The 22,118-nt window shown below is 61.0% G+C and carries 21 protein-coding genes; 5 read left to right on the plus strand and 16 right to left on the minus strand.

Going from position 1 to position 22,118, the window contains the following annotated elements; genetic code table 11:
- The first annotated feature begins 48 nt into the window (after window positions 1-48).
- A complete protein-coding gene (locus G7047_RS03620) occupies window positions 49-1,059 on the plus strand; it encodes a Bug family tripartite tricarboxylate transporter substrate binding protein (protein WP_371813842.1) in 1,011 nt (336 codons plus the stop codon).
- 80 nt (window positions 1,060-1,139) lie between these two features.
- A complete protein-coding gene (locus G7047_RS03625; RefSeq protein ID WP_166300858.1) occupies window positions 1,140-1,367 on the plus strand; it encodes a DUF3820 family protein in 228 nt (75 codons plus the stop codon).
- Window positions 1,368-1,370: 3 nt separating this feature from the next.
- Here G7047_RS03625 and G7047_RS03630 read toward each other — a convergent pair whose 3' ends face one another.
- Window positions 1,371-1,769 (minus strand): group III truncated hemoglobin, encoded by a 399-nt coding sequence (locus G7047_RS03630; RefSeq protein ID WP_205904713.1) that lies wholly within the window; start codon window positions 1,767-1,769, stop codon window positions 1,371-1,373.
- 630 nt (window positions 1,770-2,399) lie between these two features.
- Between G7047_RS03630 and G7047_RS03635 the strand changes: the two genes are divergently transcribed.
- Window positions 2,400-4,061, plus strand: a complete 1,662-nt coding sequence (locus G7047_RS03635; protein WP_166300861.1) for a pyruvate formate lyase family protein — start codon at window positions 2,400-2,402, stop codon at window positions 4,059-4,061.
- Window positions 4,062-4,298: 237 nt separating this feature from the next.
- On the opposite strand, the gene G7047_RS03640 is transcribed toward G7047_RS03635, so the two are convergent.
- The 4 genes from G7047_RS03640 to G7047_RS03655 form a co-directional block, all read right to left on the minus strand.
- The gene (locus G7047_RS03640) at window positions 4,299-5,423 is read right to left on the minus strand and encodes a TIGR03364 family FAD-dependent oxidoreductase (protein WP_166300864.1); all 1,125 of its coding nucleotides are present in this window, start codon (window positions 5,421-5,423) and stop codon (window positions 4,299-4,301) included.
- A 41-nt stretch (window positions 5,424-5,464) separates the two neighbouring features.
- Complete coding sequence (locus tag G7047_RS03645) at window positions 5,465-7,267, minus strand: putative 2-aminoethylphosphonate ABC transporter permease subunit (protein ID WP_240939359.1); 1,803 nt, start codon at window positions 7,265-7,267, stop codon at window positions 5,465-5,467.
- Window positions 7,268-7,275: 8 nt separating this feature from the next.
- Complete coding sequence (locus tag G7047_RS03650) at window positions 7,276-8,355, minus strand: ABC transporter ATP-binding protein (protein ID WP_166300867.1); 1,080 nt, start codon at window positions 8,353-8,355, stop codon at window positions 7,276-7,278.
- Window positions 8,356-8,577: 222 nt separating this feature from the next.
- Complete coding sequence (locus G7047_RS03655) at window positions 8,578-9,627, minus strand: putative 2-aminoethylphosphonate ABC transporter substrate-binding protein (protein WP_166300870.1); 1,050 nt, start codon at window positions 9,625-9,627, stop codon at window positions 8,578-8,580.
- 206 nt (window positions 9,628-9,833) lie between these two features.
- On the opposite strand from G7047_RS03655, the gene G7047_RS03660 reads away from it, so the two are divergent.
- Window positions 9,834-10,697 (plus strand): LysR substrate-binding domain-containing protein, encoded by an 864-nt coding sequence (locus tag G7047_RS03660; protein ID WP_166300873.1) that lies wholly within the window; start codon window positions 9,834-9,836, stop codon window positions 10,695-10,697.
- Between the two features lie 292 nt (window positions 10,698-10,989).
- Here G7047_RS03660 and G7047_RS03665 read toward each other — a convergent pair whose 3' ends face one another.
- The 5 genes from G7047_RS03665 to G7047_RS03685 form a co-directional block, all read right to left on the minus strand.
- Entirely contained in the window at window positions 10,990-13,068 is a 2,079-nt protein-coding gene (locus tag G7047_RS03665) for a DUF3732 domain-containing protein (protein WP_205904714.1), read from the minus strand.
- Between the two features lie 23 nt (window positions 13,069-13,091).
- The gene (locus G7047_RS03670; protein WP_166300879.1) at window positions 13,092-13,553 is read right to left on the minus strand and encodes a three component ABC system middle component; all 462 of its coding nucleotides are present in this window, start codon (window positions 13,551-13,553) and stop codon (window positions 13,092-13,094) included.
- The gene (locus G7047_RS03675) at window positions 13,550-14,890 is read right to left on the minus strand and encodes a hypothetical protein (protein WP_205904715.1); all 1,341 of its coding nucleotides are present in this window, start codon (window positions 14,888-14,890) and stop codon (window positions 13,550-13,552) included. Before G7047_RS03675 ends, G7047_RS03670 begins: the two co-directional genes overlap by 4 nt.
- Before the next feature lie 300 nt (window positions 14,891-15,190).
- The gene (locus G7047_RS03680) at window positions 15,191-15,631 is read right to left on the minus strand and encodes a hypothetical protein (protein ID WP_166300882.1); all 441 of its coding nucleotides are present in this window, start codon (window positions 15,629-15,631) and stop codon (window positions 15,191-15,193) included.
- Window positions 15,632-15,917: 286 nt separating this feature from the next.
- Window positions 15,918-16,817, minus strand: coding sequence for an HTH-type transcriptional regulator ArgP (locus G7047_RS03685; RefSeq protein ID WP_166300885.1), 900 nt, complete (start codon window positions 16,815-16,817; stop codon window positions 15,918-15,920).
- Between the two features lie 70 nt (window positions 16,818-16,887).
- Here G7047_RS03685 and G7047_RS03690 point away from each other — a divergent pair, with 70 nt between their 5' ends.
- On the plus strand, window positions 16,888-17,529 hold the full coding sequence (locus G7047_RS03690; RefSeq protein WP_166300888.1) for a LysE/ArgO family amino acid transporter: 642 nt from the start codon (window positions 16,888-16,890) through the stop codon (window positions 17,527-17,529).
- Between the two features lie 75 nt (window positions 17,530-17,604).
- Here G7047_RS03690 and G7047_RS03695 read toward each other — a convergent pair whose 3' ends face one another.
- The 6 genes from G7047_RS03695 to G7047_RS03720 form a co-directional block, all read right to left on the minus strand.
- Window positions 17,605-17,928 (minus strand): AzlD domain-containing protein, encoded by a 324-nt coding sequence (locus tag G7047_RS03695; RefSeq protein ID WP_166300891.1) that lies wholly within the window; start codon window positions 17,926-17,928, stop codon window positions 17,605-17,607.
- A complete protein-coding gene (locus tag G7047_RS03700) occupies window positions 17,925-18,695 on the minus strand; it encodes an AzlC family ABC transporter permease (protein WP_166300894.1) in 771 nt (256 codons plus the stop codon). Before G7047_RS03700 ends, G7047_RS03695 begins: the two co-directional genes overlap by 4 nt.
- 104 nt (window positions 18,696-18,799) lie before the next feature.
- A complete protein-coding gene (locus G7047_RS03705) occupies window positions 18,800-19,585 on the minus strand; it encodes a MetQ/NlpA family ABC transporter substrate-binding protein (RefSeq protein ID WP_166300897.1) in 786 nt (261 codons plus the stop codon).
- A gap of 199 nt (window positions 19,586-19,784) precedes the next feature.
- On the minus strand, window positions 19,785-20,498 hold the full coding sequence (serB, locus tag G7047_RS03710) for a phosphoserine phosphatase SerB (protein ID WP_166300900.1): 714 nt from the start codon (window positions 20,496-20,498) through the stop codon (window positions 19,785-19,787).
- A gap of 124 nt (window positions 20,499-20,622) precedes the next feature.
- Window positions 20,623-21,303 carry a hypothetical protein gene (locus G7047_RS03715; protein ID WP_166300903.1) on the minus strand — a complete coding sequence of 227 codons (681 nt, stop codon included), beginning with the start codon at window positions 21,301-21,303 and terminating at the stop codon, window positions 20,623-20,625.
- Between the two features lie 58 nt (window positions 21,304-21,361).
- Window positions 21,362-22,054: a methyltransferase domain-containing protein gene (locus G7047_RS03720; protein WP_166300906.1), complete on the minus strand. Its 693-nt coding sequence runs from the start codon at window positions 22,052-22,054 to the stop codon at window positions 21,362-21,364.
- Between the last annotated feature and the right edge of the window lie 64 nt (window positions 22,055-22,118).

Here is a 22,118-nt window from a genome sequence, read left to right on the forward strand (position 1 = left end):
CGCGTTGCTGGGTTTTCAACAGTACGAAGAAAGAAACAGGTGAGAGAGTTGCAGCGTATTTCCCGTAAGAGCTTCTTGCGTGCCGCCGTGTCGGCATGCGCATTGATTTCCCTCGTGTCGAGTCCCCTGATCGCGGCCGCTCAGAGTCAGGCCGCGACCGATTATCCCCAGCGTCCGATCAAGCTCATCGTTCCGTTTCTCGCGGGCGGTGCGACAGACATCCTGGGGCGCTTGCTTGCCACATCGTTGGGCGAGCGCCTGGGCCAATCCGTCGTCGTCGAGAACAAGCCGGGCGCTGGCACCACTGTGGCAGCGGCACTGGTAGCCAAGGCTCCGGCGGATGGCTATACGCTGTTTCTGGGCTCCAGTTCCACACTGGTGCTGAACCCGTCGATCCGCAAGGCGCTGGCCTACGATCCGTTCAAGAGCTTCACCTATTTGGGCTCGGTCGCAACCATGGGGCAACTGGTCGTGGTGAATCCGCAAGTCCCAATTCGTTCACTGAAGGAACTCGTGGCTGCTGCGAACAAGCCGGACAACACGATCAGCTATGCATCGTTTGGAAGCGGATCATCGGCACATTTTGGTGGCGAACTGCTGCAGTCGGCGTTGGGGACGAAGATGACGCACGTGCCGTTCAATGGCAGTGCCCAGAGTCTGACCTCCGTGATGGGCGGACAGGTGCCTGTTGGTATCGACACAGTGGTCGCATCGCTGCCGCAAGTGCGCGCGGGCAAGGTCCGGGCCATTGCGTCGCTGAGCGCTGAGCGGCATCCGCTCTATCCAGATGTACCTACGGTGGCTGAAAGCGGCTATCCCGGTTTCGCGTCTGAAGCGTGGTTCGGCCTGCTTGCACCCGCCGGACTGCCTGTGCCAGTGCGTGACAAGGTGGAGGCAGCTCTGCAATATGTGCTGGCGCAGCCGGATGTTCAGAAAAAATTGCGTGACGTGGGCTTGAATCCTTCGTGGTCCAATGGAGCGCAATTGCTGGCGCGCACGCAGCAAGAGCTTCCGCAGATGAAGGTTGTCGCAGAGAAGGCGCATATCCAGGCGGACTGAGCCGGTGATCGTCAGGTGGAGAGCCGGGACAGCTGGCTCTAGAATCGAGCGGACATTCCTTCAGAAATGACAGTGCCGCCGTGACTCCCCAAGACCTCGAACAACTGCTGACCACCCCCATGCCCTTTGGCAAACACCAAGGCACGGTGATTGCCGATCTGCCCGCGAACTATCTGCACTGGTTCGCGCGAGAAGGCTTTCCCAAGGGGCGCATCGGTCAGTTGCTGCAACTGATGTTCGAGATCGATCACAATGGGTTGAGTGATTTGCTGGAGCCCTTGCGCAGGGCTCAGCAGTCTCGTCGATAGAACTCAGTGCGCACGGGGGGACGGTTGCGCGTGCACGTGCTCATGGACTTTTTCATCCGCATGTGCACGGCGCACGGATGACCCATCGAAATAGCTCACGAACAGTTGCCTGCCGATGTCATGCGCCACGCGCCTGAGTTTGTTGGTCGTGCTGCTATCGAAGCGCCCACTGGTGTGTTGGGCCCACAGTTGAATCCACGCGTTGAAGTGCGCGGGATTCACATCGGTCAACTGCCTGTGGCGTTGCACGAGGTTGCCACGAAAGCTGCGTGACCCCAGCATCACGGTACTCCAGAAATCAACCATGCGATCCAGATGCGCATCCCGACGAACCCCCAACTCCTTGGCGAACACGGGGCCGAGCAGCGGGTGCTGCATGACGTCAGAGTAGAAGTCTTGCACCAGATGTCTGATGCTGACGGCATTCAAGGGCGTGATGGTTGAGTGAAGGGAATCTGTCGTGGCGGATGGGAAATGGGGCGGCATGTGGGCTGATGGTGATGTCGTTGTGTCGTGCAGTATTTGCAGCGGCTTTGAAACGGCGCTGTTCAATAGAGGAGCTTCCCAGTGCTTCGGCATCCATGCGTTGTTGCTGATCAAAGAGTTCGGTTGCGGATGGGCATAAATATTCCTTACTCGGTGACTGCAATTCACAAAATCGGCGTAGGAAAAATGTCCTGAAAAGTGAGCTCGTCTCGGCATTTGCAAGTTCGTGTTTCTCCTCTGTCAATCACTGTAAATGCTGGGTTTGTCTTGATTTACTCATCATGGGATTTGCGTTTGGCTGGATAACCTTGCTGAAGTTTGATTTTTGATCTTTCCTTTACTTCGCAAAATGGGATGGCCTGAATGATGGACTCCATCACATACAGCACAAGCAACTCCGACACGTCTGGTCCCTGGCGTCGCTTCCAATCCGGAACGTGGCAGACCAGCGCGGATGTCCGTAAGTTCATTCAAGCGAATGTTCAAACCTATTCGGGAGGCGCGGAGTTTCTTGCCGCAAGGGATGACGCAGCAGATGAAGCGCCCATGCCACCCGCACTGAGTGCGGCCTTGCGTGCTGTTGGGATGTCGTCCACCAAAAGCAGTGCTGCGGGCATTGAGGTGCAGCGCGCGGGTCGTCGCCTGAATTTTCTGGACGTGCATGCACCGCAGATCGTCGCGGCGCACGAGGCGGGCTTGCTGCATGGAATGCCCGAGCCCTTGAGCCGCTGCGCCCTTGCGGCCGACTATCGCCGCATCGCGCTCTATGGCGTGGAGTATTTGCGCAGCGACTGCAGGCAGATGCTGCGCGCGTTGAACGAAGCGCCCTTCACGCAGGAACTGATGCAGCAGCGGCGTAGCCTGTCGGAACAGATGCTTGCGCTTGAGGAGCTGCGCGACGTGGCGCTTTCGCAAGGCGTAGACATCAGTCGGCCTGCGGCGAATGCGCACGAAGCGGTGCAGTGGATGACGCTGGCCGCCATGGCTTTGGCCGGTGAGAGCAATGGTGCAGCGTTTCCCTCAGCGCGCGCGTCGGCGTTTCTTGATGTCTACATCCAGCGCGACATGGATGAGGGCCTGTTGAACGAACAACAGGCGCAGTTGCTGATTGACGAGTGGTTGCTCAAGCTCTCCAATATGCGGCTGCTTTGCGGCGCGGAACCGAATGCCGAAAGCGGTGATGCGGCCGTGCTGATCGAGTGTCTCGCAGGCATGGCGCAGGACGCGCAGCCGCTGGTCACGCGCACCACCTTCCGCTGGCTGCAGGCGTTGCGCCATTGCACGGCAGAGCATCTGCCGAATGTCGCAGCGCTTTGGTCTTCTGCATTGCCGCGCGGTTTTCGCAATTTCTGCAGCGAGGTAGCGCGTGAGACCGGTGTGATCCGCTTCGAAAACGATACGGGTCTGCGGAGTCATCTGGGGGATGACTACGTGGTCTGCTCCAGCGCGCCAGCGCTGCGTCTCGGACAGCAGGTGTTGCTCGACGCGGGGCATGTGAATCTGCCCAAGGCGCTGCTGTACGCGATCAATGGCGGCGTCGATGAGGAAAGCGGCGTGCTCGTGGCCCGAGGGCTGGGCACGTTCTGGGGCGACGTGTTGGAGTATGACGACATTGTGCGTCGGCTGGACCGAATGCTCGACTGGCTTGCGACGAACTGCGTGAACGCCTTCAACAGCGCGCATTTTCTGCATGACAGGTTGGCAGACGCCAGTCTCTCCATGGCCTTGCATGACAGCGATGCGGAGCATGTGATGGCATGCAGCGTGGATGGTCTCGCGGTGCTCGCCGATTCGCTTTCTGCCATCCGGTATGCGCGCGTGCAGGTGCTGCGCAACGAAGACGGCTTGGCGGTGGATTTCAAGGTCGATGAGTCATTCCCTGCATGTGGACGCATTGGCGGCGTTGCCGATGAAATCGCGCATGCGCTTTGCGATGTTTTCGCACAGAAGCTGCGCGCTCAGCCATTCATCTACCGCAATGCGCAGCCTGTGGTTGTTCCAGCCAATACGTCAGCCAACACATCTGCGGGGGCCAAGACAGGCAGCACGCCCTGCGGTCGTCATGCAGGTGAGGCGTTTACCGTGTGGTCCACCGACGAGGTGCGGCGATGGAGCACGGGGCAGCTCGTGCGGGATCGTGTTCGCGAAGACTGCGAGACGAAGCTTCGCGTGGTGTTCGCTGCGTTGGCGGAAGCTGGCTGTCACTGAAAAAAAAGAATGAAGGAAAGACTTCGTAGAGGGAGGTGAGGCGCCGGTGTCGTCTCCTGAATTCTGGAGCGTTGCATCGCAACGTTTCAGATGGAGGGCACATCGGCAAATCACAAAAAAGTGGGCACTCGCAGGGTAGAGAAGATGGCGCGAGCAGCCCCGATAAGAGAACGGGGCGGAGCCTTTGGTGTTGGGGGTTCCGCCTCGATTCTTGCTTACTTTTTCTTGATTCAGTGCTCACCAGGCGGCGAAGACTTCTTCCGCCAGACCCAGCGCAGTGCTCGCTCCCGAGCCGCTGGTCACTGTCACCGCGCGCACCGCGTCGCTTGGCGCATGGATGATGCACGGCACGGCCGAGGATGATGGATAGGTACCCACCCAGCGCTCGACCACATTGGCTTCGCTCAGGCGCAGCGTTTCGCGCAGATGCCGCAGGATGATCGCATCGACGTCTTCGCTTGCGAACGGCTGCACGGCCGCACCGTAGTGATGCGAGTCACCAACCACCAGCGTGCCATCCGCACTCTGCACCACGATCAGGTGGATGCCGTGGGCGAGCGATGCGGATTCTTCCTCTTCCAACTGAGTCCGCAGCTGCGTGGCGGGCGAGAGTGCCGCATAGCCCTCGTAGCGAATCAGGCTCAGATCGCCCATCACCGAGCCCTGCAGCTGAAAGCCCGGCTGCGGCCGCAGGCGCAGCATCTGCAGCTGGCATTGGCGCACGCCATGCTCTTCCCATATGGGCGCAAACAGTCCACCCGGCGCGGCGTTGGTGCAGACGGCGACGCGTTCGGCGGCGTATTCGCCGCGCGTGGTACGAACGCGCGGCGTGTCGATCTCGACCACCGCTTCGCCGAAGCGGAAGTCCACGCCCTTGGCCTCGTGCAGCCACGCCGCGAGGCGCGGAATGGCGGTGCGTGATTCGACGCGCAACTCGTGTGGGCTGTAGAGCACCGATTGCAGGCCGACGGTGTTGAGCGCGCCATGCCGTTGCGCGGCAATCTCGGGCCTGAGCAGCTCGCAACCGGCGCTCATGTCGGTCTCCATGAAGGCCTGCAACACGGCGTGCGCAGCCGGGCGGCGGGCCGTCATCCAGAGGCCTTGCTGCACTACGTCGATACCGGCTTGTGGCGCAATGCTGGCCCAAATGTCGCGCGAGCGCATGGCTCGTGACCAGTGGGCCCCAGCGCGCTGGCCTGTGACGGTGACGAAGCCGAAATTGCGAATCGACGCACCCAGGCAGGCCGCGTCGCGCTCGATCACCAGCGTCTTCAGTCCACGCAGGGCTGCGGTGTATGCGTGGGCCAGGCCGACGATACCCGCCCCGACCACGATCACGTCGTAGTGCTGCTTCATGTTCATGGAATCAATTCAAAATCAGGAGAGAGAAAATACCGAAGCGTTCATCGATGGCGCCAATGCTGGGTGCGCCGCTGCAGCCATGCATCGGCCGCACCGATGAGCATGCGGCCCGCTGCGGCGGTCACGAAGATCATTGTGGCCATGGCAGCGGCGGGGGCTACGTCGCCGGCGTCGTCCATCGCCAGCACGGCGACCGAGGCGAGCGTGGTCTCGGGCGAGTAGAGAAACACGACGGCCGAGACCGTGGTCATCGCGTTCACGAAGAAGTAGCCCGCCACCTGCATGATGGCTGGAAGGCACACCGGCAGGTGCACGCGCCAGAGCACCGTCCAGAACGGCACGCCCATGGAATCGGCGACGAGCTCGTATTCGCGATCCAGTTGCTGCAGCGCGGCGAGCTGGGTGATGTGCGCGACCGAGAAGAAATGCGCCACGCTGCAGAGCACCAGAATGCCGAGCGAGCCGTAGAGAAAATGCAGCGGATTGCTGTTCGAGTTGAAGAACAGGATGTAGCCCAGTCCCAGCGCCAGACCCGGCACCGCCATGGGGATGGTTGCGATGGCCTGCAGCCATTGGCGTGCGCGGACAAAGCCAGTGGGTTTGGCGACGAGATACGCGGTGAGGAAGCTGAGCAGTGAGCCCACCACCGCCGTTGCCGCCGCCATCGAAAGCGAGTTGGCATAGCTCGCCCAGCCACCGCCGTCCATCATGTCGAACTGGTAGTTCTTGAGGCTCAGTTTGAGGTTGTAGGGCCAGTAGGTCACGAACGACGCGAAGATGGCCGTGCCCAGCACAGCGAGCAGCGCGCCCGCGATGACGATGCAATAGACGAGCAGCGCGCGATCCAGCGGGGCATGTGGCTGAGGTTTCAGCGGAACGGCGCGCACGGCCATGGTGGCCGACTGGCGCGAGCGCAGATGGCGCTCCGCCGCAAATGCGATGCCTGCGGGCACGAGCAGCAGCATCGCCACCACCGCGCCCATTGACAGGTTCTGCTGCCCGATGACCTGCTTGTAGATATCGGTCGCCAGCATCTGCGTGTTGCCCCCGATGACCTTGGGTACGCCGAAGTCGGTGACGACAAGCACGAAGACCACGATCCACGAAATCATCAGTCCGTAGCGGCTGCTGGGCAGGGTCACCTGGCAGAAGCTGCGCCAGCGACTGGCACCGAGCGTGGCCGCGGCCTCGTACAAACGCGCGTCGCCCGAGGCCAGCGTGGTGCACAGAATCATCAGCGCATGCGGAAAGGTCCAGAGCACAGCTCCGAGGATGATGCCGAATGGGCCATAGGCGGTCGATCCCATCAGCAGGCTCTTGAGAATGCCCTGCGTGCCGAACAGATAGATCAGGCTGATGGCCATGAGCAGCGACGGCGCGAGCAGCGGCACCAGCGCAATCGCGCGGAAAAAGCGCGCCAGCGGCATGCAGGTGCGCATGACGCCGTAGGCATAGACATAGGCTAGCGCCACGCAGATGCTGGCGCTAGCGGCCGAGAGCCAGAGGCTGTTGAACAGCGAGCGCGCGACGCCGGGCGTCTGCGCGTAGGCGATGTATTGCGACAGGCCGCTGAATGTTCTGTCGTTGGTCCAGAAGCTGTGGCCGAGTAGCGCACCGACCGGCAACGCGACGGTGAGCAGCAGTACGGCAAGCATCGCGAACACCAGCACGCCGAGCCAGATGCGCTCCCAGTTGACGGGCGATGTCTGCGGCGTTTGGGCGGGGCCTGCGGGCTGGCTGCGGCGCTGCGCACTTGCGGGATTTCTAGTTGGCGCGGCGGCCGTTCCGTGGATGGGCAAAGGCAGGGTGGCTGAAGATATGTGGACGTTCATGCGCGTGTTCATGGAGAGCTTCATGCGGCCTTGCGCTGCAGGGCTTCTGGTGCGGCCAGTGGTTGCAGCGCGGGCATGGGCAACTCGACGAGTACCTCGCCCTGCAGCCAGTCGGGCAGGCGGCTGTCGTGGCGCAGTGGCCACTGGGCTTCGATCTGGCAATCCAGCGACGGGCTGTAGAGCCGTACCAGCACCATCGGGCCGAGGAAGGATGTTTCCATCACGCGGGCGCGGAACAGATTGGTCAGTGCGGTGGGATGCGCGGGATGCAGCACCACGCTCTCCGGGCGCACGCCGACGAGGATGTTCTCGCCTGCGCCGAACATCGGGTTGACGCAGACCACGCGCGTATTGCCGATCTGCACATGGCGCTCGTCGAGCGCTACGCCGGGCAGCAGGTTCATGCGGCCCACGAAACCGGCGGCGAAGTGGCTGATCGGCTGAGCATAAAGCTGCTCGGGCGAGCCCTGCTGTTCGATGCGGCCGTGGTGCATGAGCACGATGCGGTCGGCCATGGTCAGCGCCTCTTCCTGATCATGCGTGACCATGATGCAGGTGATGCCGAGCTTGCGTTGCAGCTCACGGATCTCGCTGCGCAGCTCGGTGCGCACCTGGGCGTCGAGCGCAGAAAGCGGTTCGTCGAGCAGCAAGAGGCGCGGCTTGGGCGCGAGCGCGCGGGCCAGAGCGATGCGCTGCTGCTGCCCGCCGGAGAGCTGCGCCGGGTAGCGCTGCGCTTGGTTGGAAAGACCGACGAGCGCAAGCATCTCCGCAACCCGCTCGCGCACGGCGGAAGCGGACTGGCCTTTGAGGCCGAACGCGATGTTCTGCGCAGCCGTCAGATTGGGGAACAGCGCATAGCTTTGGAACACCACGCCGAAGCCGCGACGCGCTGCGGGCCAGCCAGTGATGTCGTCGCCGTTGAAGTGGATGCGCCCTTGATCGGCACGTTCGATGCCGCAGAGGATGCGCAGCAGCGTGGTCTTTCCGCAGCCCGAGGGGCCGAGCAGACTGACGAACTCACCTGCCTCCACGTCCAGATCGATGCCGCGCAGCACAGTGCTTTCGTTGTAGCTTTTGACGATGTGTTCGATGTGGAGCATTTTTGTTTGGGTGTGGGTGCATTGGTCGCATTGAGGCGGCAAGACAGTCCCTCATGCATCGTTGTCGAAGCCTTGCCGTACGTACTGTCTGCGGCTCCACGCCTTGCCTGAGGGGCAGTCTTGCCGTTGGGGTGGTGGATTCGAAGGCCCTGCGCGCTTCGGAGTTTTGTTGGCTTGGGTCGGGATCCAAGTCCGGGTCTGGATTTGCACAGGGCTTTGTTCTCACTTCTTTTCAGCTTTGGCTTCGTAGCGGCGGGTCCACTCGGTGAGGATGCGGTCGCGGTTGGCGGCTGACCAGTTGAAGTCGTTCTTGGCCAGCATGGATTCGAGGTTGGCTGGAACGAACTCCATCTTTTCCTGTGCTTCGGGCAGGGCGAGGATGGCGAAGTTGGCGGCGTAGAGCTTGTTGGCTTCGGGGGTTGCGGACCAGTCGGCCAGGGCCTTGGCGGCTTCCTGCTTCTTGCTGGTCTTCATGATGGCCGTGGCTTCCACGTCCCAGCCGAGGCCTTCCTTGGGGAACACGATGTCGATGGGCGCGCCGTCCTTCTTGGTCTTGTTCGCGCGGTATTCAAAGCTCAGGCCGATCGGGAATTCGGCAGCACCCGCCTGGCGGCAGGGCTTGGAGCCGCTGTGGGTGTACACGCCCATGTTCTGGTGCAGCGCGTCCATGTAGGCCCAGCCCTTGTCCTCGCCCATCATCTGCAGCCATGCGGCCACCATCAGGTAGCCGGTGCCGCTCGATGCGGGATGCGGCATGGAGACCATGCCCTTGTATTCGGGCTTGGTCAGATCGGCCCAGCTTGTGGGCGCCGCCACTTTGCGCTTCTGGCCTTCGACGGTGTTGAAGCACACGGCGGACGACCACAGGTCCATCCCCACCCAGGTCGGCGTGGCGTTGGGATCGCGCATGGTGCTGCGCACCTTGGCGAGGTTCTTGGGCGCATACGGTTGCAGCATGCCTTGCTTGTCGAGCAGCATCAGCGAGGTAGCGGCAACACCCCAGATCACGTCGGCCTGCGGGTTGGATTTTTCCGCGAGCAGGCGGGCGGTGATGATGCCCGTGCTGTCGCGCACGAACTTGAGTTCGATCTCGGGATGGGCACTTTCAAAACCGGACTTGTATGCCTTGATCTGGTCGGCTTCAAGCGCCGAGTACACCAGAAGTTCGGTTTTGGCGGCGTGCGCGATGCCGGTGAAACCGACCAGCGTGACGGCAGCGGCGGCGGTCGCCAGAGTGGCGCGACGGGACCAGGAAACAAGAGTAGTGCGCATGACTTGGGTGATTTCAGTGGTTGGGTGAAATGACATATCCGAGATCGGATATCCGGATTTGGAATGAGCACGAATGTAGGCAACGGATATGAAATGTCTGTGTCACGCAATCGAAATTTTCCAAACCGGGTATTGGTGGATTTGCGTCGCTTCCCTATGGTGAAATGCGGCATCCGTTCAGCCCGAAAAGTTCTGCGCAGATTCACATGTTTGTCATGCAACTGAAATCTTTCTTCATGGTCGCGAGGCTCGGCAGCATCACGCTCGCGGCCAAGCAGCTGGGGCTGAGCCAGCCCACGGTGACCACGCAGATCCGTGCGCTCGAAGAACACTACGGTGTGGAGCTGTTCCGCAGGCAGGGTGGTCGCCTGGCGGTGAGCGACGACGGCGTGCGCCTGTTGCCGATGGTGGAGGCGCTGCTGCAGCAGGAGAGCAATGTCGAGTTCGCGCTGCGCAATGCGGGCGATATGAATCACGGGCAGTTGCGCCTCGGTGCCACCGCGCCGTACTACATTCTGGGCATTGTCAAGCGCTTTCAGGATCTCTATCCGCGCGTCGATGTGGTGATCGGCACCGGCAACTCGCGCCAGACCAGCGAGGCGCTGCGCGAATTCCGCGTCGATCTGGCGACCTCATCGCACAAGGAGACTGACGCACGCCTGCTGCGCCTGCATCTGGGCTCCGATCCGTTAGCGCTGGTCGTGCACCGCACGCATCCCCTGGCGGTGCAGCGTGCGGTGCGCGTGGCGCAGCTTGCGAGTTGCCAGCTCATCATGCGTGAGCTGGGCTCGATGACGCGCGAGAAGACCGAGACGATGTTGGCGGATGCGGGCGTCACGCCGCAGCGCGCGCTGGAGATCACCAGCCGCGAAGCCATTCGCGAGGCGGTGATCCGCAACATGGGCGTGAGCGTGTTCGCGCGGCACGAGGCATCGGCGCATCCGGATCTGCTCGTGCTGCCGTTCGAGGAAGAGGTGCCCGTCATCGACGAGTATCTGTACTGCTTGCAGGAGCGGCGCAATGCGCGGCTGATCGCGGCGTTTCTGCTCGAATGCAGGGCGCTGGATTGAGGGCGGCTCAGGTAGCGCGCACTGGCTTCATTGCAGCGATTGCCGTCGTCGCCCTCGGTGCCTCCAACGTCTGCATCGAATGCGAAACCCGACACCCGAGTTCGATGGGTGACCTGCTCAGACCTGCCCTAGTGTTCACGCAGCCGAAATGAAAGCTCTCCAGTTGATTGGGCCGTTACGGCTGGGTGTTGATTTCCATCTGGAACTGACCCAGTAAGCCACCAGGTCAAAGCCTGCCAGGTCCATCCAGGCGATGCGGGCGGGCCGATGTAGGCCTGGGTCTGCTGCAGGGTCACGTCGCGATGAAGCCACGGTCACGCCAGCGGTCGGCGACGAAGTCCTCGAAGTCGTAGCCCTCGCCAAGCTCCAGTCTGTCGGCATGGTCGCAGACGATGATTTGCGGCTTGTTGCCGACCTCCTGTGCCGTGTCGTTACAGAACTTGGCCAGGACGGTGAACATCTTGGCGACGGTATTCAAGTCGTCATCGGCCGTCGAGATGCGTGTGTGCGTGTCCACAGGCGAGTTCGCGGTGCGTGTCGCGGGCTCGTCCGTATTCTCTTCGGGCTGCGGGCTGCCGGGCGCGCTGGCGGATGTGTCGTCCTGGTTCGCGCGCAATTGGGCTGCATTGAATTCCTTACCGTAATCGGCGGAGGGGAAGTAGACCTGCGTCGGTTGGTCGAGGAACAGCACGGGCGGCAGCTTGCAGTCGGCGTAGGCCGCAAACTGGTAGTGCAGGGACAGGAACAGCGTCAGGTGCGAATACAGCCAGTTCGCGCCACTGCCCATCGACCGCAGGAAGACTTTCTTCTCCGGCGCGCCGTTTACCCCCGGTGTCTCATGCCATAGGTCGAAGGAATCGATGTCGAACTTCAGGGATCCATTCTTGTAGGAGTCCTCGAAGTCGAAATGTGTGCCGACGATCTCCAGGCGCCGGTTGATGTCGCGTTGCAAGGCCAGCAGCCGGGGCGCGACATCGAGCAAAGCCTTTTTCGATTTCAGGTCCGCCACCCGGTCCTGGAGCAACTTCACCAACTCCGTGGTTTCCGTGGGCGGACTCTCGATGCGGCGCTCAATGGCGATTTCTAGCTTGATCTTGGCTTTCTGCGCTGCTGCATCGACAGACTTCGAGCGCTGCAGTCGGTCGGCCTCCTGGTCCAGTGGACGCAGTGTGCTTTCGACCTGCCGCAAGGCCTGGCGCGCCTTCTTGAGTTGCTCGTCGATGTCCCGACGCTCTTGGCCAAAGCCCTCGCGGGCATAGGCCGAGACCTTCAGCTCACCGTTGAGCCAGTGGATGGCCGCCGAGAGTCTGTTGGCCTCATCTTCGGCGGCTTCCGAGGGTGACGCACAGACCGGGCACACGGCATGGTCCAGATGGGTCGCCTTCGGGATGGGCAGATCCGTCATGGCACCGGTGAATCCCTCGACTTGCTGTGTCGAGACGTCGAGCAGGTAGCGCGTGTTCAGGGCCTTCTGGATATCGGCCATGAGCTCGGCTTTGCGTGTGCGCAGTTCCTTGCGGGTCGCGTCGAAGGTATCGGACTGCCCATCGACCGTGACGGCGATACCAGTCAAGCGTTCCAGGGCCTGCGCCGGCCGCATCCAGATTTCTTCGGCGGTCAACTCTGTCAGCGGCGTGCCCGCTAGGGCGTGGAACTCACGCAGGTAGCCCGCCATCTCTCCAATGCCGGCCGATTTGATCTGCTCCTGCTTGGGGATGACGGCCAGGGCACGCTTGAGCTCAGTTTCTGCTTCGGCGAGTTCCTTGGCCAGATCGAAATAGTCCTCTCCCACGATCCCCATGAAGATCTTGAAGTGATCGATGGCCTGTTCGCGTTTTCGCTTTTCGTCGAAGCGGTAAAAGATCGCATGCCGGTTGGCTACCAGGTTTTGATGCTGGAGCATGAACGAGGCAAAACTTCGGATGGAAGGCGTCGGGCTTTTCTGACGCATGAGCTGCTTCTGCAGCGGGTCCGTGTCGATGTCGTCCATGGTGACGCCGAAGTAGCGTCCCAGGCTCTTGGAGAATTCGATCCGGGCAAGCTGGTATTGCGCGGTAAAGAAGCTGTCCACGTCCTTGACGTAGGCCAGCACATGCTTGGCCTGCTCGCCACTGACTTCTCGCAGGAAACATTGGTTGGCGTTGTCTGCTCTGCGGCCGGCGACAACCGCCATCCCGGAAAAGCGCCATACGGTGAAAAATATCTTCGCCCGCTGGGTGATGATGCCTTGCGGAATCGTGTCTTCTGAGCTGCCCATGCAGTAATCGAAGATGTCGAGAATGGCACTTTTGCCCTTCGAAGATTTTCCGGTAATGATATTCAAGCCTTGCTTGAACTTCACGCTGTGCGCCTCATTTTCCTGGTCGATCACACCGATATATCGGACATAACATTTCATAGCGACTTCAATCCCAGCATTCTATAAATGGTCACGACGCTTTCATTCCTGAATACCATGGCGAGCTGACGCGCATAACGCAGCATCTTGGGGTCTGCATTCTCCGACTGCCGGTTTTCGCTGGCGAGAACTGACAGGTCGTCATTGAGTTGAAGGCTTGCATCCGCGCGCAGTATCAAAAGAGCCTTGTTGGTAATGGGCGCATATTCCGAGATGCGAAGCGCCAGACCGACCAACCGCGAAGAGTCGGATGTCATGGTCCGGATCGAACTGGTTCGATTGGCGGTATGCAAATACTCCTGCATCGCGGGAAACGACACCAGGGGAAGAACCAGATAGCTCAGCAGGATGTCTTTCTCCATCGGCTCCCAGTTCAGGTAGAAGCTCTGGATTACCGGCGCCAGCGCAAAGGCGTTGCGATGCAGGATATAGAGATGATCGGCGGCGGTATCCATCATTCCCAGAGTTTCCAGTGAAATTCATCGTTCTTGTTTTCGGGAGTCTCGTCTGCCAGCATGTGATAAATGCCATTGCGAAATTCCGGCATGGTGTTGGTCATGGCGCAAAAAGGTTCCGTCGAAGCTCTCAGACGTGCCAGGTAGAACCTAAGTGACGCCTTCTTGAGGGCCGCGTCGTCCTGCAGGCCGTCGCAATCCACAATGGCCGCTTCCCGCTCCACAAAATGGTTGCTGCGGTGGTTGTGGAGATAAAGGTCAAGAGAGGGTTTGATGGGAATCTGATCCTTGAGGAGCCCGGAAATCGTGTCCTGCGCAAATAGGCGGTGCAGGGCCGCGTGCTTGAGATATTTTTCGCCCTCGATCTCGAGGATTTTCCTGGCGAAGAGCATGGGCCTGATTTCGTCGAGATCGACTTTTTCTTCCAGTGGCCGAAGATCTCTCAAAGGGAACTCTGCCGGATGCTTCATGTACGAGGAGTGCAGAGCAGTCAGCTTGGCGGTGAACGCCTCGTGGGTGATCTGCCAGCCGTTCAGGACGAGTTCGGTGCTGAACATGAAGCCCAGCAAGTCATCCAGGTACTGTTGCTGCAGCGACGGTCGTATGGCTTTGAGGTAGCGGGTCTTGTAGCTGTCGATGCGCTCAGGCAGGGCCTCTTCGCCCGGGATGATGAGCATGCGCTCCAACACCTCCATCAGCGCCGCGCGGCTCTCGGGCGCTAGCACCTCCTGCTGTAGTGCCCGCGCCTTGGACGGCTTGCGGGCCGTGGTTTCAGCAGTTTGGATCGCCTCGTCCTGCGGCTCGGGTGGCTCCTCCATTTGCGTCTGCTGTGTGCCAGCCCCGTCGTTGCCGATTTCCTGCATGCGCTCAAGCCGCTGCACAGCGGTCAGGATGTTCCAGTCCTTGAGGCGGCTCTGGGCGCCGAACTCCTGAGTCGTCAGAAGCACCAGCGACTTGTAGCTGCTGCGGTCAAACCGCTCATGCAGCCAGTTCCGGATCGTGTTCCAGAAGTTCTGGTGGCTGTCGGTCAGCTTGTCGCTGTAGTGCTTGACCTCAAGTTGCGTCTTGCCCGGCACGGTGACATCGCCCATGGCTTCAATCCATAGACACTCTCCGGGCATGAGGTAGTGGCACTGTTCTACGGCCACAAGCAACTGATATTGCAGTGCTACGAAAAGTACAGTTGCATCGACGGGCAGAGCTTGCGTATCGGTCTGCAGCTGTTTGGACGGAGGTGGCATGGGCGGTGTCGGCTGCAACTCGAAGTCTCCTGTTTCCTCTGTCTCTGGCGGCTGGGTTGATGGGGCATGCCCGCAGTCGCCATCCAGCGCGGCCTGCATAGGTCAGGAAACGGCCAGTGGTGGCATTGACTTTTGACATGTAATAGACTGTATCGGAATGCTTGGGATGTTGACCTCGCTGGCTGCATCGGGTTTTCAGATATGAGTGGCGAGCCCGGTTGCCTTCAAGTGTCTGCTCTTCCTGGCAGCGTCATTCATGGGAAGGCGGCCGACGAGCAGCTCACAGCCTATTTCGGCTGTGCAGCGATTGCCGTCATTGATACCGCCAAGTCTACCGACCACCTCAGGACACTCCTCGGCCGCTCGAGCCTGCGAGTGGGATCTTTGCGTGGGGCGCGCTCATACCTTGGCGAGGAAGGCCGCCGCATCACCCGCTTCACACTTCCAGTCTGCGAAGACCCCAACCAGATTGCATTCCACGCAGTGGCAAGCGATGTAGTACCAGCGCACGTCATGTGTGCCCTTGTACACGGAGACGCCGGACACCAGCTCGAACACCTCGTTCTCGCACACGCATACGTGTGCCTCGGGGGCGGCCTCTTCAACGTAGTCCGCGCTGTCGCCCATGAGGTGTTCCTGCCCGCAGTCGCTGCAGGTGCGGATTGCCACGCCGGCTTCTTCATCGGTCTGCAGCGCAAAAGTCCGGCACCCGCAATCGCATTTGGACGAGGCAAACCGGACGGCCTCATGGCCATTCGCAACGCTATAGCTGCGCAGCTCGGCTTGGGTGTCGCCGGACGTCGTCCCATACATGAACTCGCCCTTTCTCGTCAGTGCCATTGATGTTGTTCCATTCTTCAAGGTGGGCTTCCCGGCAGACCTGACGCCAGGCTGCCCCTATCAGCTGGATTTTGCCTGAATGAATGGTGAATCGTCGCCAAGGGGCCGGGTCGGGGTGGTCGCCGACAAGGGCTGCGGAAATCCTTGAATGCCGACTCTTGGAGATTGCAGCCAGAGACCATCAAATTCAGCTGTTGATCGCCGCCGACACTCGATGTTGAAGCTCTTATGTCAGCTCTCAGCCTATTGCAACCAATTCCACCCAAAAAATCTGATCATCCCCCACTCAAGCTCCCTCCAGCCACAACTTCGCCGCCTTCATCACACACCCTGTCAACCGCTCCAGCGAGGCCTGTGCCGAGCGCGGATGGGCCCAGTACATCGGCACGTCGAGCGGCTTGCGCGGCACGAGTTCCGCCAGTGTGCCCTGCGCAAGCTGCTGCTCGATCAACACCGTGGGATGCATGCCCCAGCCCATGCCGACCTCGCACGCACGCACGTAGCCGTAGTTGGACGGGATGAAGTGGCGCGGCGGGGCGGAGCGTGCCGCCTGCAGGCCGTACTGGTGCATCCAGCGGTCCTGCAGCTTGTCGTTGCGGTCGTAGGTCATGATGGGTGCATGGGCCAATGCGGCGGGCGTCACGCCATCGGGGAAGTACTGCGCCACATAGCTGGGACTGGCGGCGGCAACGTAGCGCATGGTACCCAGAGGCCAGGTGTTGCAGCCCGCAATCGTGGTGCCCGTGGCGGTGACGGCGGCGATCACTTCGCCTTCTTTCAAACGCTGGGCGGTGTGGTCCTGATCGTCGATGCGCAGGTCCAGCAGCTCGTTGCTGCCGGTGGTGAATTCGGCCATCGCATCCATGAACCAGGTGGAGAGCGAATCGGCGTTCACCGCGAGTTTGAGCGTGGGAATGCGGGTGTCGCTCAGCAGGTCGGGGTTGCTGCGCCGCAGCTCGTTTTCGAGCAGGGCGACCTGTTCGGCATGCAGGCACAGGCGCTTGCCGGCCTCGGTGCCGGTGCAGGGCGAACCGCGCAGGATCAGCACCTGGCCGACGCGTTCCTCCAGCAGCTTCACGCGCTGTGAAACGGCGGATGACGTGACATGCAGCTTGCGCGCCGCGCGCTCGAAGCTGCCCTCACGCACCACGGCTGCGAGGGCTTCCAGTCCGGCGTAATCGAGCATTAAGTAATCCTTAATATGCGTTAGCGATTTTAAGTTTACTTAAATTTATGGTGGACTCAAAATCGACCCCATGTTCTTCCAGACCGCAGCAACCTCTTCGTGGCTCGCAGGCTTTACCGTCTGCCTCTCGCTCATCGTCTCCATCGGTGCGCAGAATCTCTATGTTCTGCGCCAGGCGGTGCAGGGCGAGCATGTGCGCGCTTGCGTGGCGTGGTGCGTGGTGAGCGATGCGCTGCTGGTGGCCGTGGGCGTGGCGGGCATGGCCCAGATTCTCGGCGCTTCACCGACGCTCGCGCACTACCTCACACTCGGTGGGGCGCTGTTTCTGCTGGCCTATGGCCTGTTCGCATGGCATCGCGCGTTCTTTGCGGCCGACCAGAAGCTTGACGCATCCGGCACCAAGGCCGAGCGCAGTCTGCTCACCGTGCTGAGCGCGCTGGCGGTGATCACGCTCGCCAACCCGCATGTGTATCTCGACACCGTCGTGCTGATCGGCTCCATCGGCGCGCAGCAGGACGGCTGGTACAAGTGGTACTTTGTGATCGGCGCAGCCTGCGCGAGCCTGACCTGGTTCGTGGTGCTGGCGTTTGCCGGCCGCAAGTTGCAGGGCGTGTTCGCCAATCCCAAGGCCTGGCGCGTGCTCGACACGCTCACCGGCGCGATGATGTTCGTGCTGGCATGGTGGGTCTATCAGGGGCTGCAGGCAGACTGAGCTGCAGCGAAAATTTTTTCATCCAGGCTGACATCTCGAAAGGATGACGGCTTTTTCTTTTTGTGGGCTGGCCTGTCAGCCCAGCCAGTACTGCAAACCCATGAAGGCCGCCACACCGGCCAGCACGGTCACGAACAGGCTGCGCGACACCAGTCCGCAAACGGTGGCGATGGCGGCTGCGAGGGCTGAAATGCTGAGTCCGGTCGTGCTGCTCCACTCGGGTTTGAGGATCAACTCGGCTGCGACCATGGCGGCCATGATGGCGGCGGGGATGAAGCCCAGCCAGTTGCGGGCGGTGATGCCTAAACGGATGCGCGACATCAGCAGAATGGGCAGCACGCGCAGGAGCAGCGTGACGAGGGCGCTGACGAGCAGCGCGACGTAGCCGGAAGTGCTCATGCTTTGGGACCTTCTTCGCGGTTTGATTTTCGGTTGAGCAGCACCGTCGCGACGGTGGCCCCACTCACCGTGGCGAGCAGGATCACCACGTTGGCATCAAGCCGCTTGACGAATACGGCCACCACCAGCACGGCGACCGCTACGGCCACGAGTTCGAGCATGCGCTGGTGGCTTGCGAGCCAGGTCATCAAGAGCAGGGCGATGAACATGGCGACGAGGCTGAAGCCGAGCCCGTGCACCAGCGATTCGGGCAAGGCGGAGGCGAGCAGCGCGCCCATGAGGTTGGCGATGATCCAGTTGAGCCAGGCGGTCACGTTGAGCCCGAGCAGCCATGCGAAGGGCAGATCACCATGCTTGTTGCCGTATTGCGCAGCGACCGCGAAGGTCTCGTCGGTGAGCAGCGCGCCGCCGATGAGTTTCTGCATCGCGGTGGAGCGGGTGAAGTACATCGCCATGTACGAGCTCATCAGAATGTGGCGCAGATTGATCAGCAGCACACCGGCGACGATGGACAGCGCACCCGCGCCCGCCGCATAGAGCGAATAGAACAGGAACTGCGCGGATCCCGCATAGAGCAGGCCCGAGAGCAGCGTGATCTCTAGCGGCGAAAATCCCGAGACGGTGCCGATGGCGCCCGCCGCGAAGCCGATGCTCCAGTAGCCTAAAATGGTGGGCAGGCAGGCGATCACACCGGCCTTGAAGAGGTCGGTGGGCGTTGTTGCCGATGGGCTGGAGTCTGGCTCCCTGTTGGTTACGGTGTCGTTCACGAAAAATCCGATCCGCCAATGAAAAAAGCGCTGTCGAAACAGCGCTTTGGGCTTGGCTGCGAGAGGCGGGATTATCCGCCCTTCGCGATTTCCGTGTCAGTCACTCAGAATGCAGGAACGACTGCACCCTTGTACTTTTCCTGAATGAACTTCTTCACCTCGGCCGAGTGCAGGGCCTTCATCAGCTTGGCGATGATGGGGTCGTTGGCACGGTCAGCGCGGGCGGCGACGATGTTGGTGTAAGGCGAATCCGCACCTTCGATGAACAGCGCGTCCTTGGTCGGGTTCAGCTTGGCTTCGATGGCGTAGTTGGTGTTGATCAGAGCAATGTCCACATCACCCAGCGCGCGCGGCAGCAGAGGGGCTTCGAGTTCCTTGAATTTGAGCTTCTTGGGGTTCTTCACCACGTCGAGCGGCGTGGGCGTCAGGCTCTTGGGGTCCTTCAGCTCGATCAGGCCTTGCTTGGCCAGCAGAATCAGCGCACGGCCGCCGTTCGATGGGTCGTTCGGAATCGCCACGGTTGCGCCGTTCTTCAGATCCTTGATGTTCTTGATCTTGCTGGAGTAGGCGCCGAAGGGCTCCACGTGCACCTTGCCGTTGGGCACTTCGACCAGCGAGGACTTGCGGTCCTTGTTGTAGCTGTCCAGATAAGGCTTGTGCTGGAAGAAATTGGCGTCGAGCTGCTTGTCTTCCACGGCGGCATTGGGCTGCACGTAGTCGCTGAATTCCTTGATTTCCAGATCCACGCCGTCGGCCTTGAGCTGGGGCTTCACGAAGTTCAGGATTTCTGCGTGCGGCACGGACGTGGCGGCGACCTTGAGAACGTCGGCGGCGTTCGCGCCAAAGGCCAGAGCTGCCAGAGCCAGTGCGGTCAGAGATTTCTTCAACATGTCCAGATGATCCTCAAAAAGATGTTTCTTTGTAGGCGTCCTTCGCGGCGGGTTGGTTGATTTCAACCTGCGCTTGTGACTGGTAACAGAACGCCAGTGTAATTCGTTCGGTTGACGATTGCCTCGTTTTTAAATTCATATTCATATAAAGAATGGATATTTAATAACCACAAGGTAGAAGGTCGTCGAGGCAACTTTTTCAACGAACCACTTCCAGAAGCCGGTCCAGGCCGCCCTGGTTGATTGCCACCTTGGCTTGCGCGCGCACCGCGGGCTTGGCGTGATAGGCCACCGAGAGACCGGCTTCACCCATCATCGGCAGGTCGTTGGCGCCATCGCCCACGGCGATGGTCTGGCTTGGGTCGATGCCCATGAGCGAGGCCATCTCGAGCAGTGTGCGACGCTTCTCGGCACCGTCGCAGATGTCGCCCCAGGCCTGATCGACCATGCGGCCGGTGAGCACGCCGTTCTCGATCTCCAGCATGTTGGAGCGGGCGAAGTCGATGCCCAGATGCGCCTTCACGCGGTCCGAGAAATAGGTGAAGCCGCCCGAAACCAGCAGCGTCTTGAGGCCGGCCGCCTTGGCTGCGTCGATCAGTTCCTTGGCACCGAGGTTGAACTGCAGGCGCTCGGTGAACACGCGGTCCAGGTCGGCCGCGGTCACGCCCTTGAGTAGGGCCACGCGCTGGCGCAGGCTTTCCTTGTAGTCGGAGATCACGCCTTGCATGGCGGCCTCGGTGATGGCCGCCACTTCAGCCTTGCGGCCCACGGCGTCGGCGATCTCGTCCACGCATTCGATGCTGATGAGCGTCGAATCCATGTCGAATGCGATCAGCTTGTAGTCAGCCAGCTTGAGAGGCGCAGTGACTGCGCGCAGGACGAGGCCGGGGGCAAATTCTGTGGCTTGGGGCATTTTGGGGAACCAATGCGCAATGCAAATTGAAGGAAAGCCGTAATGGTAGTGCGATTGAGGAATGGCCCGGAAGTGGAGATGATCCGCATGCGAAAAATGGATCAAAACAGGGGTGGGTTTCCGGTCAATGCTCGCCAGAAGGGGGCTTGGGCAGATACAGCCGGTCCGACCAGGTCGCAAGCCATTCAGGCTTGAATGCGACGAAGATGGCCGTCAGCATTCCGGTGAGGAGGCCATCGCTCCAAGCCATGAGCCAGCGGGCGACCATCGAAAGGCCATTGTCCACCTCAACGGACAGGACGTGCCCGCTCCATTGCGCGAGCGCCCCCGTCACGAAGACGCAGGCGACGGTGCCCAGAAACGCGCGCCCGAGCACATAGACGAAGAGACGCGTGCCGGTGAAACGCCGGATCAGCGCCCCGAGCAGCAGGGCCAGCGTGGCGGGGATGACACCCAGCCAAGTGACGGCACTGACGGCCTCCTCCCAGCTCATCGCGGGCGAGAGCAGGGCCGCGCAGAGCGCGACGATCCAGAGCACCGGAATCGCCAGCGGCCAACCCAGTGACAGCACCAGCCAGCATGCGCCCGAGAGCTGCAGCGGCAAGGGCATGTGTATCAGCGAGGGCAGGGCCCAAAGCCACGGCAGAATCACCAGCGTTGCGAGCAGCGGGCTGATCAGCGTGGAGTTGCGCCGCTGGGGGCCTTCGGGTGTGCGCACCCGCGTGGACGCCAGCATGCGCCACGGCCTGAACCAAAGCGCGATGGCGAGGGCGATGAGGCTGATGGCGGCTTCCACGATGAGCATGGTGCAGTTACTGTAGCGCAGCCCATCACCGGTGGGAGAGTTTCAGATGGAAGGCAGCCTATCTGAGCAAGCCGTAGCCCAGTTGGAGCTTGCGTTTGCGCGCAGGGTCTTCATTGACCGTATATCGACCCAGGTAGCGGTCTCCCCAGGTCGTGTCGGACACTAGGTCGAAAGCGCAGTCCTGTGCCATGTCGCGTATGCAGGCGGCGTTGGGTGACCAGAAATTGGTGATGTCGCCCGCTAGCGCATCATGACGGTAGTAGCGAGCCAATGCGACGTTCTGCTCAATGTCATTGGCGGCATGGCTTTCCAGGTACATCGTGCCATGGCACAGCGAGCGGACAATGGCGAGCGCCTTGACCATGTCAGGCAGGTGGTAGAGCACTCCGAGAAAGATCACATGATCGAAGGTTCCGAGCGTCTTGGCACTCAGGTCGTAGAGATTGCTGCAGTGGTAGTCGAAAGGCTCACCGGAGATGCGCTCCATGACACCGAAGCCGTGAGCATCTTTGGAACGGTAATCGACCGCCACGACATGCGCGCCAAGGCGACGGGCTGCGAGCGAAAAGAATCCGTCCGATGGGCCAATGTCCAGCACCCGTTGTCCGCTCAGGTCGCTTGGAAGTGACAGCATGTCGAGCAGAAATCCCGGGTCGTAGGAACCCGGGGTGATCACACCCGGATGGATTTCGAACCGGTGGTGCCAGTGTTTGATGGTCGTGACCAGCCTGCTTGCTTCATCGAATTCCATGCGTGCATCTCCTGAGCGTTTCTTGATTTCTCGTCGCCTGCGGAACATACCGGGGCAACGGTGA

Source organism: Diaphorobacter sp. HDW4A, from assembly GCF_011305995.1.
Taxonomy (GTDB): domain Bacteria; phylum Pseudomonadota; class Gammaproteobacteria; order Burkholderiales; family Burkholderiaceae_C; genus Diaphorobacter_A.